The sequence below is a fragment of the Saccharopolyspora sp. 6V genome, from assembly GCF_020176785.1.
GTDB classification, from domain to species: domain Bacteria; phylum Actinomycetota; class Actinomycetes; order Mycobacteriales; family Pseudonocardiaceae; genus Saccharopolyspora_C; species Saccharopolyspora_C gregorii.
In genome coordinates, this window is record NZ_JAIUKB010000140.1 from 1 (window position 1) to 15960 (window position 15960).

General features: G+C 73.5%; 12 protein-coding genes and 1 tRNA gene. 8 read left to right on the top strand and 5 right to left on the bottom strand.

Going from position 1 to position 15960, the window contains the following annotated elements:
* From selA to LCD35_RS24230, 4 genes are all read right to left on the bottom strand, one after another.
* A partial coding sequence (selA, locus tag LCD35_RS24215) for an L-seryl-tRNA(Sec) selenium transferase (protein ID WP_225044956.1) occupies nucleotides 1-1040 on the bottom strand: 1040 nt, incomplete at its 3' end.
* 51 nt (nucleotides 1041-1091) lie between these two features.
* The gene (locus tag LCD35_RS24220; RefSeq protein ID WP_224969086.1) at nucleotides 1092-1487 is read right to left on the bottom strand and encodes a DUF5313 family protein; all 396 of its coding nucleotides are present in this window, start codon (nucleotides 1485-1487) and stop codon (nucleotides 1092-1094) included.
* Nucleotides 1488-1538: 51 nt separating this feature from the next.
* Nucleotides 1539-1634, bottom strand: a tRNA-Sec gene (locus tag LCD35_RS24225).
* A gap of 95 nt (nucleotides 1635-1729) precedes the next feature.
* Nucleotides 1730-2368, bottom strand: coding sequence for a TetR/AcrR family transcriptional regulator (locus LCD35_RS24230; RefSeq protein WP_224968297.1), 639 nt, complete (start codon nucleotides 2366-2368; stop codon nucleotides 1730-1732).
* Between the two features lie 107 nt (nucleotides 2369-2475).
* On the opposite strand from LCD35_RS24230, the gene LCD35_RS24235 reads away from it, so the two are divergent.
* Both LCD35_RS24235 and selD read left to right on the top strand, forming a co-directional pair.
* A complete protein-coding gene (locus tag LCD35_RS24235) occupies nucleotides 2476-3648 on the top strand; it encodes an acyl-CoA dehydrogenase family protein (RefSeq protein WP_224960573.1) in 1173 nt (390 codons plus the stop codon).
* Between the two features lie 151 nt (nucleotides 3649-3799).
* Complete coding sequence (selD, locus tag LCD35_RS24240; protein ID WP_224960571.1) at nucleotides 3800-4804, top strand: selenide, water dikinase SelD; 1005 nt, start codon at nucleotides 3800-3802, stop codon at nucleotides 4802-4804.
* Nucleotides 4805-4914: 110 nt separating this feature from the next.
* On the opposite strand, the gene LCD35_RS24245 is transcribed toward selD, so the two are convergent.
* Entirely contained in the window at nucleotides 4915-5568 is a 654-nt protein-coding gene (locus LCD35_RS24245) for a TetR family transcriptional regulator (protein ID WP_224960569.1), read from the bottom strand.
* 120 nt (nucleotides 5569-5688) lie between these two features.
* Here LCD35_RS24245 and LCD35_RS24250 point away from each other — a divergent pair, with 120 nt between their 5' ends.
* The 6 genes from LCD35_RS24250 to LCD35_RS24275 all read left to right on the top strand — a co-directional run bounded on the left by LCD35_RS24250 (nucleotide 5689) and on the right by LCD35_RS24275 (nucleotide 15959).
* The gene (locus LCD35_RS24250) at nucleotides 5689-7428 is read left to right on the top strand and encodes an MFS transporter (protein ID WP_225044957.1); all 1740 of its coding nucleotides are present in this window, start codon (nucleotides 5689-5691) and stop codon (nucleotides 7426-7428) included.
* A gap of 97 nt (nucleotides 7429-7525) precedes the next feature.
* Complete coding sequence (gene fdh, locus LCD35_RS24255) at nucleotides 7526-10825, top strand: formate dehydrogenase (protein ID WP_225044960.1); 3300 nt, start codon at nucleotides 7526-7528, stop codon at nucleotides 10823-10825.
* Nucleotides 10822-11730 carry a 4Fe-4S dicluster domain-containing protein gene (locus LCD35_RS24260; protein WP_374108129.1) on the top strand — a complete coding sequence of 303 codons (909 nt, stop codon included), beginning with the start codon at nucleotides 10822-10824 and terminating at the stop codon, nucleotides 11728-11730. The genes fdh and LCD35_RS24260 overlap by 4 nt, the downstream gene beginning before the upstream one ends.
* A complete protein-coding gene (gene nrfD, locus LCD35_RS24265) occupies nucleotides 11727-12668 on the top strand; it encodes an NrfD/PsrC family molybdoenzyme membrane anchor subunit (protein ID WP_224960564.1) in 942 nt (313 codons plus the stop codon). Before LCD35_RS24260 ends, nrfD begins: the two co-directional genes overlap by 4 nt.
* 256 nt (nucleotides 12669-12924) lie before the next feature.
* Nucleotides 12925-13626, top strand: coding sequence for an ABC transporter ATP-binding protein (locus LCD35_RS24270; RefSeq protein ID WP_224968308.1), 702 nt, complete (start codon nucleotides 12925-12927; stop codon nucleotides 13624-13626).
* Entirely contained in the window at nucleotides 13623-15959 is a 2337-nt protein-coding gene (locus tag LCD35_RS24275) for an ABC transporter permease (protein ID WP_225044961.1), read from the top strand. The genes LCD35_RS24270 and LCD35_RS24275 overlap by 4 nt, the downstream gene beginning before the upstream one ends.
* Nucleotide 15960 lies beyond the last annotated feature (1 nt).

Sequence of the window (15960 nt, forward strand, 5' to 3'; positions counted from 1 at the left end):
CAGGACCCGGGCGAGTCGATCCCGGCGGTGGCCCGCGGTGCCGTCGACGTCGCCCGGGGGGGGGGCGGGGGGGCGGGGCCGCGGGGGGGGGCGGCGGGGGCGGCGAGGGTGAGCTTGTCGACGCGCAGTGCGCGGGCCAGCGGGTGCCGTCGCAGCCGGGTGATCAGGTCGGTGGTGCCGAGCAGCAGGCCGGCTTGGGGGCCGCCGAGGAGTTTGTCGCCGCTGGCGGTGACGAGGTCGGCTCCGGCGGCGAGGGTGCGTTGCGCGTCGGGTTCGGCGGGCAGTTTGGGGTGCGGGTGCAGCAGGCCGGAGCCGATGTCGGCGACGACGGGTGCGGGCAGGGTGCGGAGTTCGGCGACGGCCACGTGGGCGGTGAAGCCGGTGATGCGGAAGTTCGAGGGGTGGACCTTGAGCACGAATCCGGTGTCGGGTCCGATGGCGTCCTGGTAGTCGGCGAGGTGGACCCGGTTGGTGGTGCCGACTTCGCGCAGTCGCGCGCCGGTGGCGGTGAGCAGGTCGGGGATGCGGAATCCGTCGCCGATCTCGACGAGTTCGCCGCGGGCGAGCACGATCTCGCGGCCCGCGGCGAGGGCGGTGGCCGCGAGGGAGAGGGCGGCGGCTCCGTTGTTGACGACGTGGGCGTCTTCGGCGGCGGGTACGGCGTCGATCAGGGCGTCGCGCGTGCCGCGGCCGCGGGGGCCGCGTCGTCCGGTGGTGAGGTCGAGTTCGACGTCGCTGGTGCCCGCGGTGGCGCGCACCGCGTCGATGGCGGCGTCGGAGAGGGGGGCGCGGCCGAGGTTGGTGTGCAGCAGCACTCCGCTGGCGTTGATGACCCGGCGCATGCCGCAGGCGGTGTCGGGGAGTGCGGCGCGGGCGGCGGCGGCGACCTGCTCGGGTGGCAGGTGGCCGTGGCGGGCCTGCTGCTGGGCGTCGTGCACGGCGCGGCGCACCACGTCGTGGCCGAGCCGGTCGGCGGCGCCGTGCAGCAGGGGGTCGGCCAGCACCCGGTCCGTGGCGGGGATCCGGCGGCGCGCGTCCATGCGGCGCAGCCTAGGAGCCCGGCGGGGGTCGTGCTGCGCGCGATCGCGTGATCAGGAGTGTTCGCCGCGCCAGGTGGCGCGGTAGCGGGCGGCGGCGTCGGCGTCCAGCTGGGAGCGCACGGCGGAGGCGTGGCCGGGCGGGAAGCCGTGGCGGGCGAGGCGGGCGTCGACGCTCTCCACCGAGCTGGTCAGCACGATCCGCAGCACCACCAGCACGCCGAGCAGCACGGAGCCCAGTGCGATCGGCCAGGATCCACCGGCCCACCACAGCACGCCGAACAGCAGCGCGATCAGCGGGAGCACGTGCAGCAGGCCGCGCAGGCAGACCCGCAGCACCCAGGTGGAGCAGGTCGCGTCGCGCAGCACCCAGTCGCGGTAGGTGGGGGGCAGCGTGCCGCCGTACTGGTAGTACAGCCAGCGCACCGGTCCGGGCCGCTCGATCGCCACGGCGGGCAGTGTAGTCGGCGTGCGGTGCTGGGCCGGTGGGTGCTGGGCCGGTGGCGGAGGCGGACGGGAATCGAACCCGCCTGGCCGAGGTGCTCGGCCACGTCGGTGTTGAAGACCGCGGGGGCCACCAGGCGCCCTGACGCCTCCTCCGCCCGTCGTGCGGGCGGCGCCCAACCTACGCCGGGCGGGTGGGGCGCGCTGCCCGGGGCCCGTTGCCCAGTGCGCGGGGTCAGCGCGCGGGGTCAGTGTTCGCGGTCGGGGGTGCGCAGGTAGGCGAGTCCCATTTCGGCGAGTTCGTCGGCGTAGCGGCGCATCGTGGGTTCGTCGGCGGGCCGGTCGGGGCGCACCGAGTTGTGGAAGCAGGCGCCCAGCAGGGCGCGGGCGACGGCGTCGAGGGCGGCGCCGGGGTCGTCGCGGCGGATGTCGCCGGTGTGCGGGGTGGCGGCGTCGATCAGCAGCCGGTGCACTTCGGTGATGGTGCGGGCGCCGCGGTCGAGGACGTCGATCTCGTGGGCGCGCAGCAGGTAGGGGAACAGGGATCGGGTCGAGGTGAACGAGCGCAGCAGCGCGTCGGTGTAGGCGTGCAGGACGCCGGTCAGGGTGGGTTCGGCGGTGCGCAGCGCGTCGGCGAGGTCGGTTTCGCGCTGGTGCAGCATCCGGTCGGTGAGGGCGGCGAGGAGTTGGTCCTTGCCGTCGAAGCGGCGGTAGATGGAGCCGACGGACACTCCGGCGCGTTCGGCGACGCCGGTGATCGTGAGTTGTTCGAGGCCGATGTCGAAGGCGAGTTCTTCGGCGGCTTCCAGGACGCGGGCCAGGGTGGCGGCGCTGCGGGCTTGGCGGGGTTGCCGGTAGTGCGCCTGGGGGTCCGGCTCGTCGGTCATGCCCGCATCGTATCGGCGCTGATCGGGCCGGTTCGTCCTTGACGGGTGGCGCCCACCGCCCGCTATATTCGAGAACGAGAATTCACGTTCGCATTTGGAGGTTCGTCATGCCGACCCCCGAGGACGAGGGCACCGCGCTGCTGCACGCCATCCGGGCGCACCGCCCGCGGCTCGCCGAAGGCGGATTCGCCGCCGACCGCGACAACGCCGACCCCACCGGCAACCTCGCGCTGCTCGCCGAACTCGGCACCGCTCGGCTCGTCGTGCCCGCCGCCCACGGCGGGCTCTGGGACGGCACCGAACGCGGCGGCTGGGGCACCCTCATCCGCGCGGTCCGCGAGATCAGCGCCGGCGACGGGCCCACCGGGCAGAACTGGCTCACCACCGCCCTGGTCGCCCGCGAACTGTTCGGCCCCGGCAACGGACTGCCGCGCGGCACCCGGGAGGAGCTGGCGCACCGGGTGCTGCACGACGGGCTGCGGTTCGTCTCCTCCGTCGCCGAAACCGGCACCACCGGCAAGGTCACCGCCCGCCGCGTCGACGGGGGAGTGCTGGTCACCGGTACCAAGACCTTCAACTCCAACAGCGGCGGTGGCGGGGCCGCGCTCGTGCGCTGCCTGCTCGACGGCGCCCCGCACCAAGCGCTGGTCGACCTCGACGACCCGCGGATCGAAGCCCACGACGACTGGGACAACATGGGCCAGCGCGGCACCCGCAGCCGCACCCTCACCTACCGGGACGTCTTCGCCCCCGACGGCCACCACCGGCCCGCCCCGGCCACACCCTCCCCGGTGTTCCTCGGCGCGGTGATGCTGCTGCACGCGGCGCTGCTGCAAGGCATCGGCGAAGGTGCCCTCGACGCCCTGCTCGGGCACGCCCGCACCATGACCCGCGGCTCGCTGCCCCGCTTCGCCGGACCCGCCGACGACCCGCTGGTGCTGCGCCGCATCGGCGCCACCTCCAGCAGGCTCGCCGCCTCCCGCGCCCTGCTGCACGCCGCCGCCGACCGGCTCGAAACCGGCGCCGAGGAGACCGACGAGACGACAGTCGACTGCTTCCGCGCCAAGGTCGCCGCCGTCGAGGCCTCCCTCGAGGCCGCCGCCGAGATCCACGAGATCACCGGCGCCCGCAGCACCTCCCACGCCCACCGCTACGACCGGTTCTGGCGCAACGCCCGCACCTTCGCCTCCCACGACCCCGTCGACGCCAAGAACGTCTACATCGGCCGCTACGAACTCACCGGCACCGTCGCCGAACCGTCCAGCGTCATCCGGTTCTGACCGCACCCGGCGACGCCCGGTGGTCCCGCCCGCGCCGCCGCCGGGACCACCGACGTGCGCACGTGCGCCGAGCCGCGCCCGACGGGCCGCGAACGGGTCGATCCCCCCGCGAACCGGGCACCGGGTCGACGAGGTGGATACGGTCGGTGACGTGACGGAACTCGACGCGCCCACCCGGTACCGGCTCACCCAGTACGCCCACGGCGGCGGCTGCGCCTGCAAGATCCCGCCCGGAGAGCTGGAGGAGATCGTCGCCGACCTGCGCGGCGTGCCCGACCCGGCGCTGCTGGTCGGCCTCGACGACGGCGACGACGCCGCCGCGGTCCGCATCGACCCGGCCGGGCAGGCGGTGGTCAGCACCGCGGACTTCTTCACCCCCGTCGTCGACGACGCCTACGACTGGGGCCGGATCGCGGCCACCAACGCCCTGTCCGACCTCTACGCGATGGGCGCCCGCCCGGTGCTGGCGATCAACCTGCTGTGCTGGCCCCGCGACCGGCTCCCGCTGGAACTGGCCCGCGAGGTGCTGCGCGGCGGCCTCGACGTCGGCCGCGCCGCGGGCTGCCCCGTCGCAGGCGGGCACAGCGTCGACGACCCCGAACCCAAGTACGGCATGGCCGCCACCGGCACCGCCGACCCCGACGCGCTGCTGCGCAACGACGCCGGGCGCGCCGGGCTGCCGCTGTCGCTGACCAAACCCCTCGGCATCGGCGTGCTCAACACCCGGCACAAGGCCACCGGCGAGGTGTTCCCGCAGGCCGTGGCCGCCATGACCGAGCTCAACGCCGAGGCCTCGGCCGCCGCGCTGGCCGCCGGGGCGCGCTGCGCGACCGACGTCACCGGGTTCGGGCTGCTCGGGCACCTGCTGAAACTGGTGCGCGCCAGCGGGGTCTCCGCCGTCCTCGACTCCGCCGCCGTGCCCTACCTGGACGGGGCGCGGGAGGCGCTGCGCGACGGGCACGTCAGCGGCGGCACGCACCGCAACCTCGACTGGGTGCGCCCGCACTGCGCCCTCGCCGCCACCAGCGAGGGCGAGGCGCTGCTGCTGGCCGACGCCCAGACCTCCGGCGGGCTGCTGGTGGCCGGTGAGGTCCCCGGCGCGCCCGTCGTCGGCGAACTCGTCCCGCGCGGCGAACACCTCATCACCGTGCGCTGACCCGGTACGCGGCTGCGGGTGCCCACCGCCGCCCGACCGGGTCGGGGTGGTGTGGCGGCGCGACCAGGTTCGCGAGGACTCCGGCCCGCACCCGTCCGGGCCGGAACGGGTCAGGGCAGGGGACGGCCGATCGGGTCCGCGGTGACCTCGCGCAGGCCCGCGGAGGTCTCGGCGAGCAGTTCCGCGAGGATGTCGCGCAGCGTCGCGCCGTCGGTGCGCACCAGCCACGACCGCATCGCCGAACCGAAGCAGGTCATCATCAGCATCGACCACGTGTACAGCCGCGGATCGGGTTCGCCGCCACCGCAGTGCTCGGCGAGGCTGGTCGCCACCTCGTGCACCCAACGCCGGTGCATCAGGTGCGATTCGTAGTCGCCCCCGGCCTCCAGGGAATCCAGCAGCTGCGCGCGCATCAGGTGCTGGCGGCGATCGGCCTGCACCCGGTCGGCGGTGTCGAACATGGCGGCGGCCAGCTTGCGCATCGGATGCTCGTCGGCGGGCCGGGAGGCCAGCACCTGGTGCATCCGCTCCTGCTCGCGCAGCGAATCGCCGAACAGCACCGCGTCCTTGCTGGGGAAGTGGCGGAAGAAGGTGCGCGGGGCGATGTCGGCGGCCTCGGCGATCTGCTCGACGGTGGTGTTGTCGAAGCCCCGCTCGGTGAACAGCCGCAGCGCCGCCTCCTCGATGCCCGCCCGGGTGCGGGCGGTGCGGCGCCGCCTGCGGTCGACGGGCTCGGCGGAGGGTTCGACGGGTGCGGCGGTCATGCGACCCAGGTTCACCCGGTGTGCACGTTCCGTCAACGGTGACTGATGTCATGAGTGACAAATGGCAGTGGTGACATAACGTGGGTGGGCATCCTGTCGCACGCGAAATGAGGAGACCTCGTGTCCGGTACCCACCCCGAGTCGGCTTCGGGCGGTGCGCACCCCACCGAAGGCCCGAACACCGAAGGCGAGCGCCGCGCCGTCGCCGACGGCATCGACCTGGGGGTCTATCGCCGCCGCTGGACCACGCTGCTGGTCCTGTGCCTGGCGCTGTCGGCGACGATGCTGGCGAACACCTCGCTCGGCGTCGCCCTGCCGTTCCTGTCCCAGGACCTCGGCTCCTCGCTGTCGGACCAGCAGTGGTTCAGCAACGCCTACGCCCTGGTGTTCGCGGGGCTGCTGTTCACCACCTCCACCCTCGCCGACCGCTACGGGCGCAAGCTCATGCTGCAGGCCGGGCTGGTGCTGTTCGGCGCGGTGTCGCTGTACGTGTGCTTCTTCGTCAGCTCCAGCGCCGAGCTGATCGCCGCCCGCGGGCTGCTCGGCCTCGGCGGATCGATGATCATGCCGGTGACGCTGTCCATCCTCACCAGCGTGTTCCCCAGCTCCGAGCGCACCAAGGCGGTCGGGGTGTGGGCCGCGGTCTCCGGCGCCGGAACCGCCCTCGGCCCGGTCATCGCCGGGCTGCTGCTGGAGGTCAGCACCTGGCACGCGGTGTTCGCGATCAACGTGCCCGTCGTCGTGGTCGCCGTGATCGCCAGCATCAAGTACGTGCCGAAGAACGCAGGCAGCGACGCCCCCGTCGAAGGCGGGCACGGCGGCATCGACATCGGCGGCGCGATCCTGTCCACCGTCGGCATCACCGTCGTCGTCTACGGGCTCATCGACGCCCAGCACGTCGGCTGGACCGCGCCCCGCACCCTGATCATGGTCGTGGTCGGGCTGCTGCTCGTCGGCGCGTTCGTCGCCTGGGAACGGCGGGTCAAGGACCCGATGCTGGACATGGACCTGTTCCGCAACGCCGGGTTCTCCGCCTCCGCGGTCGCGCTGACCCTGGTGTTCTTCGCGATGATCGGCGTGTTCTTCTCGCTGAGCCAGACGCTGATCCTGGTGTTCGGGTACTCGCCGCTGGGCTCCTCGGTGGCCATGCTGCCGATGTCGGTGATGATGGTGCTGGTCGCCCCGCAGGTCGGGCGCATCGTGGGCCGGTTCGGCCCGCGCACCACCATCGCCGCGGGCCTGGTGCTCGCCGCCTGCGGCATGGCCGGGCTCAGCACCCTGACCGCCGACTCCGGCTACCTGCACCTGCTGCTGCCGCTGGCGCTGACCTCCGGCGGCATGTCGCTGGCGATGGCCCCGGCCACCGACCAGCTGATGGCGAACGTGCCGCGCGCCCGCGCCGGCATGGGTTCGGCCACCAACGACGTCACCCGCGAGGTCGGCGCCTCCCTCGGCGTCGCCGTGCTGGGCAGCGTCCTCGGCAGCGCCTACTCCACCCAGCTGGGCCCGGCCGTGGCCGGATTGCCGCCCGAGGCCCAAGCGATGGCGAAGGAATCGCTGCCCGGTGGGCTGCAGGTCGCCGCGTCCCTCGGGCAGCAGGGCGCGGCCTTGGCCCACGAGGTCGTGGTGTCCTGGATGGGCGGGATGCGCTTCGCCAACCTCGCCGGCGCCGCGCTGATCCTGCTCGCCGCGCTCATCGCGTGGATCTGGATGCCGCGCACGGCCACCCAGGCCGGCACCCCGGCACCCGAGGGCGCGGACGACGACGGAACCGAGACCGCCGGAACCGAGGCCGACCCGGCCGCGGGCTCCACCGCCGAGCGCGACGACGACCGGCCCGCCGAGAACATCAGCGGCTGACCAGCGGCGAGCACGACCGGCTTGCACCACCGCCGCGGCGGGTGTCCGATGGGGGATCGGGCACCCGCCGTCGTCGTTCGCGGGAGGAGGTCGCCGGATGCCGCAGTGGCTGAACTGGCCGCTGGTCCGCCAGCTCACCGGACCCGACCCGCTCGGGCGCGGCACCGCCGCCCGCTCCCGCCGCACCGACGCGCTCCGCGCCCGCACCCAGGACGCCGACCGGGTCGTGCGCTCGATCTGCCCGTACTGCGCCGTCGGCTGCGGGCAGCAGGTGTTCGTGCGCGACGGCGAGATCACCCAGATCGAAGGCGACTCGGACTCGCCGATCAGCCGCGGCAGGCTCTGCCCCAAGGGCTCCGCCAGCCGCGAACTCGTCACCGCACCCACCCGGCAGGACCGGGTCCGCTACCGGCGCCCGCACGGCACCGAGTGGGAGGACCTCGACCTCGACACCGCACTCGACATGATCACCGACCGCGTGCTGGCCACGCGGGACGCCACCTGGCAGCAGGCCGACGAGGAAGGCAGGCCGCTGCGGCGCACCACGGGCATCGCGAGCCTCGGAGGAGCGACCCTCGACAACGAGGAGAACTACCTCATGAAGAAGCTCTACACCGCCATGGGCGCCATCCAGGTGGAGAACCAGGCGCGCATTTGACACTCCTCCACGGTTCCCGGTCTGGGAACCTCCTTCGGGCGCGGAGGGGCCACGACCTTCCTGCAAGACCTGGCCAACGCCGACTGCATCCTCATCCAGGGTTCCAACATGGCCGAAGCGCACCCCGTCGGTTTCCAGTGGGTGACCGAGGCCCAAGCGCGCGGCGCCACCGTCATCCACGTCGACCCGCGCTTCACCCGCACCTCCGCGGTCGCCGACCAGCACGTGCCGCTGCGCGCGGGCAGCGACATCGCGTTCCTCGGCGGGCTGATCCACCAGGTCCTCGAACGCGACGCCCACTTCCACGACTACGTGGTGAACTACACCAACGCCGCCATGATCATCGGGGAGGAGTTCGCCGACACCGAGGACCTCGACGGCGTGTTCTCCGGGTTCGACCCCGACGAAGGGGCCTACGACCCGAGCAGCTGGCAGTACGAGGGCGCCGAAGCGCTCTCCGCGGTGTCCTGGGAGAAACCGCGCGAGGACCGGCCCGCCAGCCCGCACGGCCGGGAACGCGCGGGCAGCCGACCCGAACGCGCCGGATCCGGCGGGCCCGTCTACCACGGCACCCCCGAGACCGACCCGACGCTGCAGCACCCGCGGTGCGTGTTCCAACTGCTCAAACGGCACTTCGCCCGCTACACCCCGGAGATGGTCGAGCAGACCTGCGGCGTGCCGCAGGCCGAGTTCCAGCGGGTCGCCGACGCGCTGATCAGCAACTCCGGGCGCGACCGCACCGCCACCATCGCCTACGCCGTCGGCTGGACCCACCACACCGTCGGCGTGCAGTACATCCGCGCCGCCTCCATCCTGCAGCTGCTGCTGGGCAACATCGGCCGCCCCGGTGCGGGCATCCTCGCGCTGCGCGGGCACGCCAGCATCCAGGGCTCCACCGACATCCCCACGCTGTTCAACCTGCTGCCCGGCTACATCCCGATGCCGCAGGCCCAGACCGACCACGACCTCGACGCGTTCGTCGCCACCGACGAGCACGCCCGCGGCTACTGGGCGAACATGCGCTCCTACGTGGTCAGCCTCCTCAAGGCCTGGTGGGGGGACGCGGCGACCCCCGACAACGACTTCGCCTTCGCGAACCTGCCGCGGCTCACCGGCGACCACGGCACCTTCCAGACCGTCGCCGACCAGATCGACGGCAAGGTCAAGGGCTACTTCGTGATCGGGGAGAACCCGGCGGTGGGCACCGCGAACTCGCGGCAGCAGCGGCTCGGGCTGGCCAACCTCGACTGGCTCGTCGTCCGCGACCTCAACATGATCGAAACCGCCACGTTTTGGAAGGACGGGCCCGAAGTCCAGAACGGCGAACTGTCCACCCCGGACATCGGCACCGAGGTGTTCTTCCTGCCCGCCGCCGCCCACACCGAGAAGGACGGCTCGTTCACCAACACCCAGCGGCTGCTGCAGTGGCACCACAAGGCCGTCGAACCCCGCGGGGACCGGCGCAGCGACCTGTGGTTCTACTACCACCTCGGCCGCAGGCTCCGGGAGAAGCTCACCGCCCGCCGCGACCGGCGCACCCCCGAGCAGCAGGAGAACGACCGGCCCCTGCTCGACCTCACCTGGGACTACCCGACCGAAGGCGATATCGCCGAACCCAGCGCCGACGCCGTGCTCCGCGAGATCAACGGCACCGGACCCGACGGCACCACCGTGTCCGGCTACGCCGAACTCCGCGCCGACGGCAGCACCTCCTGCGGCTGCTGGATCTACAGCGGGGTGCACGCCGAGGAGACCAACCAGGCCGCCCGCCGCACCCCCGGACGGGAGCAGAACTGGGTCGCCCCCGACTGGGGCTGGGCGTGGCCGGCGAACCGCCGCGCCCTCTACAACCGCGCCTCCGCCGACCCGCAGGGCAGGCCGTGGAGCGACCGCAAGGCCTACGTGTGGTGGGACGAGGACGCCGGGCGCTGGCGCGGGCACGACGTCCCCGACTTCGAGGCCGACAAGCACCCCGACTACCGGCCCCCCGACGGCGCCACCGGGCCCGCCGGGCTCGCGGGCACCGACCCGTTCATCATGCAGAGCGACGGCCGCGGCTGGCTCTACGTCCCCGCCGGGCTCGTCGACGGGCCGCTGCCCGCCCACTACGAACCGCAGGAATCACCGCTGGCCAACCCGCTGCACGACCGCCAGCAGCGCAACCCCGCCCGCCAGACCCTCTCCCGCCCGGAGAACCGCTACCAGCCCAGCGGGCACGAACCCGGCGCCGAGGTCTACCCGTACGCGTTCACCACGTTCCGCCTCACCGAACACCACACCGCCGGGGGCATGAGCCGCTGGCTGCACCACCTGTCCGAACTCGCCCCGGCCATGTTCGTCGAGGTCTCCCCGGAACTGGCCGCCGAACGCGGCCTGCAGCACCTGGGCTGGGCCACCATCATCACCGCCCGCAGCGCCATCGAAGCCCGCGTGCTGATCACCCGCCGGCTGCGGCCGCTGCGCCTCGGCGACCGCACCCTGCACCAGGTCGGGCTGCCCTGGCACTGGGGGCCGAACGGGCTGAGCACCGGCGACGCCGCCAACGAACTGATCGGAGTGTCCCTGGACCCGAACGTGCACATCATGGAGACCAAGGCCGGGACCTGCGACATCCGCCCCGGCCGCCGCCCCAGGGGCCCCGCGCTCGCCGAGCTCGTCGCCGAGCACCGCAGGCGCGCGGGCATCACCGGGCGCACCGGAACCGAACACGCCGACGACCCCCACGACACCGGACGATGAGGGAGCCAGCCGTGGTCGATCGCACCAGCCTCAGCGGACCGCTGGAGGACCCCGCCGCCGACGCCGGCTACGCCGAGCACCCCGAACGCGTCGGGTTCTTCACCGACACCAGCATCTGCATCGGCTGCAAGGCCTGCGAAGTGGCCTGCAAGGAGTGGAACCTGCTGCCCGAGGACGGCCTGGAACTCACCGGCATGTCCTACGACAACACCGGCGACCTCGGTGCCAGCACCTGGCGGCACGTCGCGTTCGTCGAACAGGAGCTGCCCGCCACCGACCTCGGCATGCCCGGCGTCGGACCACCCGGCGACGGGCCCACCGGCGACAGGGGAGGCGGGGTGCGGTGGCTGATGTCCTCCGACGTGTGCAAGCACTGCACCCACGCCGCCTGCCTCGACGTGTGCCCCACCGGGGCGCTCATCCGCACCGAGCACGGCACCGTGCTCGTGCAGGACGACGTGTGCAACGGCTGCGGCTACTGCGTGCCCGCCTGCCCCTACGGGGTGATCGACATCCGGCCCGGGGACGGCGGCGCGTTCAAGTGCACCCTGTGCCAGGACCGGCTCGGCGCCGGGCTCGCCCCCGCCTGCGCCACCGCCTGCCCCACCGAGTCCATCCAGTACGGGCCGCTCGACGAACTCCGCGCCCGCGCCGCCCGCCGCGTCGACGAACTGCACGAACGCGGTGAGACCGGCGCCCGCCTCTACGGCCACGACCCCGGCGACGGCGTCGGCGGGGACGGCGCGTTCTTCCTGCTGCTCGACGAACCCGAGGTCTACGGGCTGCCACCCGACCCGGTCGTGACCACCCGCGACCTGCCGGCGATGTGGCGGCACGCCGCGGCCGCCGCGGGCACCGCCGCCGCGCTCGTCGCGGTCTGCTTCGCCGGGCGGGGACGGCGATGAGCAGGCGCCGCGGGGAATCGATCGTGCCCGACGCCGAGTTCCGCTCCTACTACGGGCGGCAGATCATCAAGAGCCCCACCTGGAAGGTCCCCGACGTGCCCGCCTACCTGTTCCTCGGCGGGCTGGCAGGCGGCTCGGCGGTGATGGCGGCGCTGGCCGACCTGACCGGGCGGCCCGAGCTGCGCCGCACCGGGCGCGTCGCCGCCGCGGCCGGCGCCGGGGCCAGCGTGCTCGCGCTCGTGCACGACCTGGGGCGGCCGCTGCGGTTCCTGAACATGCTGCGGGTGCTGAAACCGACCTCGCCGCTGAGCGTCGGCTCCTGGATCCTCGCCCCGTTCTCCGGGCTGACCGCCGCCGCGGCCGCCAGCGACCTCACCGGCCTGCTGCCCGGCACCGGCAGGCTCGCGGGCACCGCCGCCGCCGTGCTCGGCCCCGCCATGACCACCTACACCGCGGTGCTGCTGGCCGACACGGCCGTGCCCGGCTGGCACGAGGTGCACCGGGAGCTGCCGTTCGTGTTCGCGGGCAGCGCCGTCTCCAGCGCGGGCGGGATCGCCCTGCTCGCCACCCCGACCGCCCAGGCCGCCCCGGCGCGGCGGATGGCGATCACCGGGTCCGCGCTGGAACTGGCCGCCGAGCACCGCATGCTGCGCCGCGCCGGGCTCGCCGCCGAGGCCTACGACACCGGCACGCCCGGCCGGTTGCTGCGCGCCTCCCGGGTCCTGACCTGGGCCGGTGCGGCCGCGGCGGGGGTGGCCGGACGGGATCGGCGGATCGCGGCGGTCGCCGGGTCGTGCCTGGCCGTGGCCGGGGCCGCCGCTCGCTTCGGGATTTTCGAAGCCGGGCGGGTCACCGCCCGCGACCCCCGCTACACCGTCGTGCCGCAGCGGGAACGGGCCAACGCCGCTGTCGCCGCGCCCACCGGAGCGGACGGGTAAACCGGGCACCGCGCGAGCGGAGCCGACCCGGCCGCACCCGCGCGGAACGATCTTGCCGAAACCCACCGGAGCGGTTCACCCGGCCGTGTAGGGTTCCGGCCATGCATGATCGGTCGGAGTCCGACGACCGGCCCCGCACGACGCGCCCGGGAACCGGATCGGCCGGGGGAGCACCCGCCGCCCGCGCCGCGGCGCGCGACCGGGAGAATCGAGCCGTCGCACCCGGCCCCCGCAGCACGCAGAAGGAGATCCCAGCATGACCGCGTCCAGGTCCGGCACCGAATCGATGCTCACCGGGACCGATCTGGTCTGCTCCTTCGGCGCCACCCCCGCGCTGCGCGGCGCGGACCTCGCCGTGGACGCCGGTGAGGTCGTCGCCGTCGTCGGTGCCTCCGGCTCCGGCAAGTCCACGCTGCTGCACTGCATGGCCGGGGTCGTCGCCCCCGAATCCGGCACGGTCCGCTTCCGCGGCCGCGACGTCACCGGTATGTCCGACGACGAGCGCAGCGCGCTGCGCCGCTCCGAGTTCGGGTTCGTGTTCCAGTTCGGCCAGCTCGTCCCGGAGCTGAGCGTGCTGGAGAACATCGCGCTGCCGCTGCGCCTCAGCGGTGCCGCCCGCAGCAAGTCCGAGCGCCGCGCCCGCGACTGGGCCGACAAGCTCGGCGTCACCGCCCAGCTCGACAAGCGCCCCGGCGAGATCTCCGGCGGTCAGGGCCAGCGCGCCGCCCTCGCCCGCGCACTGGTCGCCGACCCGTCGGTGATCTTCGCCGACGAACCGACCGGTGCCCTCGACTCCACCGGCGGCCGCGAAGTGATGCAGCTGCTCACCGAGACCGCCTCCGAATCCGGCAGCGCCGTGGTGCTGGTGACCCACGAACCCACCGTCGCCGCCTACGCGCACCGCGAAGTCGTCATCCGCGACGGGAGAACGGCCCTGGCGGAGGAGACCGCGCGATGAGCAGGTCCCGCACCTGGATCGCCGACCTGGTGCTGGGGATCCGCCTCGCCATCGGCGATCGCAACACCCCGTGGGGACGCCTCGCGCTGATGACCATCGGCATCGGCATCGGCGTGCTCGTGCTGCTGGCCAGCGCCGCGCTGCCGAACTGGCTCGACGCCCGCGACCAGCGCATCGCCGCCCGCGACATGGCCCACGCCACGGCCGAGCAGTCGCAGGTCCCGGCAGCGGTGCTCGGCTTGGACGGCAGGACCGCGTTCGGCCGGGAAGCGGTGGAGGGCCTGCTCGTCGAACCGCGGCGCCCGGACGCCCCGCTGCCCGCCGGGTTGGACCACTACCCGGCGGCCGGAGAGCTGATCGTGTCCCCGGCACTGGCCGACCTGCTGGCCCGGCCCGGAACCGAGCTGCTGCGGGACCGCCTGCCCGGCACCGTCACCGGCACCATCGGCGACGACGGACTGCTCACGCCGGGAGAGCTGTACTACTACGCGGGCGCCAGCGGGCTGACCGAGTGGAACGCCGACTACCGCGTCGACGACCACTTCGGCGAGACCCACGACGACAAGTTCAACTCGACGCCGGAAACCCTGATGCTGTGGTCGATCGGCGCCTGCGCACTGCTGCTGCCGGTCATCGTGTTCGTGATCAGCACGACCAGGCTGGCCGAGGCCGCCCGCCAACGCAGGCTCGCCGCACTGCGCCTCGTCGGCGCGAGCGCCTGGCAGGTGCGCCGCATCGCCTCCGGCGAAACCCTCGTCGGCGCCACCACCGGCGTGCTCGCCGGGTGGGTGCTGTTCGCGGTGTGCCACTGGGCGGTGGACCGGCTCGAGGTGGCGGGCTTCTCGGCGTTCGTCGACGACTTCACGCCCGTGTGGTGGCTGGCGGCGCTGATCACCGCGGGTGTTCCGCTGACCACCGTGCTGATCGCGCTGGCCGCGCTGCGCGGCGCGGTCGGCGACCCGCTCGGTGCGGTGCGCCAGGCGATGCCCCGCCGCCGTCGGTTGTGGCCGCGGCTGGTGCCGCTCGTGCTGGGCATGGTGGGCGTCACGGTCCCCTGGACCGAGATCGGGTCCTCGGACCTGCGCATCTCGATCCCGGTCTTCGCGGTGGCGCTGGTGTTGCTGTCGGTGCCGCTGCTGCTGCCCTGGATCGTGGAGAACGTCGCCCGGCGCTGGCACACAGGCCCGCTCGCCTGGCAACTAGCACTCCGCCGCCTGCACCTCACCAGCGGCACCGCGGCCCGCTCCGTCAGCGCCATCGCCGTCGTCGTCACCGGCATCATCGCCCTCCAAACCATGGTCGCCTCCCTCGAACAGCAGTACCAGCGGCTGTCCACCCGGACGAGCACATCGGAGGTGAACGTCTACGGGCAGGAGGACCTGACCGGCCGGGAAGGGTTGAGCGCCACGCGGGACGAGATCGCCGCGCTGCCCGGGGTCCGCTCGGTGACGGCCCAGCACACGGTTTCCCTGCGTTCCGGAGAACGTTCCGCCGCGTCGGTGGCGATCGCCGACTGCGCCACGATCAGCCGGATCATCGAGGTCGGGGAGTGCCGCGACGGTGACGCCTTCTCACCAACCCGCACCGAGCACAGCCCACCCGAAGAAGGTCAACGGCCGCTGCGCGAAGGGGAGCGGTGGGAGATCGACCGGTCCGGTTCGAACGCCACCGGGCCGGGCACCATCGCCTGGATCGTCCCGCCCGTGCTCCCCGCAGGCCCGCGCACGCCCGAGGCGCTCAACGCGCCGAACCTGGTGCTGACCCCGGCCGCCGCCGCGGGGATCCCGATGGAGATCCGCCGGGTGAGCCTCACCGTGATGCGCGACGAGCACGCGCCACCGCAGCTGCTCGACCAGATCCGCACCGCGGCCTGGCACCACCTGCCGAACCCGGACATCTACGAGAGCTACACCGAGGGGACCGACCCGCGCATCGCGTTGAACCTGGTCAAGTACGGGCTGCTGGCAGGGGCCCTGGTGGTGTTCTCGCTGATCGGGTGCAGCCTGCTGGTCACCGCCGTCGAACAGATCCACGAACGGGCCCGCCCGATGGCCGTGCTCGGTGCGGTGGGGGCCAAGCGCAGCACCCTCGTCTGGTCGGCCTTCCTGCAGAACGCCGTACCCATGCTCTTGGCCCTGGTGGTCGCCGTCCCGGTCGGTTACGTCCTCGGCGGGGTGCTCATGGCGGCGGGGTTCACGCTCCTGCCCGCCGTGGACCTGCCGGGGATGGCGGCGGTGCTGGCCTTCGCCGCCGTGTCGGTGCTCGTCGTCACCGCACTGACCGCCCCCGCCCTGTCCAAGGCCATGAGCCCCGACGGGCTCCACACCGAATAGC

Excerpts from the sequence above, each read along its gene's own strand:
- LCD35_RS24230 (WP_224968297.1), bottom strand. The coding sequence starts at position 2,368 with ATGACCGACGAGCCGGACCCCCAGGCGCACTACCGGCAACCCCGCCAA.
- LCD35_RS24235 (WP_224960573.1), top strand. The coding sequence starts at position 2,476 with ATGCCGACCCCCGAGGACGAGGGCACCGCGCTGCTGCACGCCATCCGG.
- LCD35_RS24245 (WP_224960569.1), bottom strand. The coding sequence starts at position 5,568 with ATGACCGCCGCACCCGTCGAACCCTCCGCCGAGCCCGTCGACCGCAGG.
- LCD35_RS24260 (WP_374108129.1), top strand. The coding sequence starts at position 10,822 with ATGAGGGAGCCAGCCGTGGTCGATCGCACCAGCCTCAGCGGACCGCTG.
- nrfD (WP_224960564.1), top strand. The coding sequence starts at position 11,727 with ATGAGCAGGCGCCGCGGGGAATCGATCGTGCCCGACGCCGAGTTCCGC.
- LCD35_RS24270 (WP_224968308.1), top strand. The coding sequence starts at position 12,925 with ATGACCGCGTCCAGGTCCGGCACCGAATCGATGCTCACCGGGACCGAT.
- LCD35_RS24275 (WP_225044961.1), top strand. The coding sequence starts at position 13,623 with ATGAGCAGGTCCCGCACCTGGATCGCCGACCTGGTGCTGGGGATCCGC.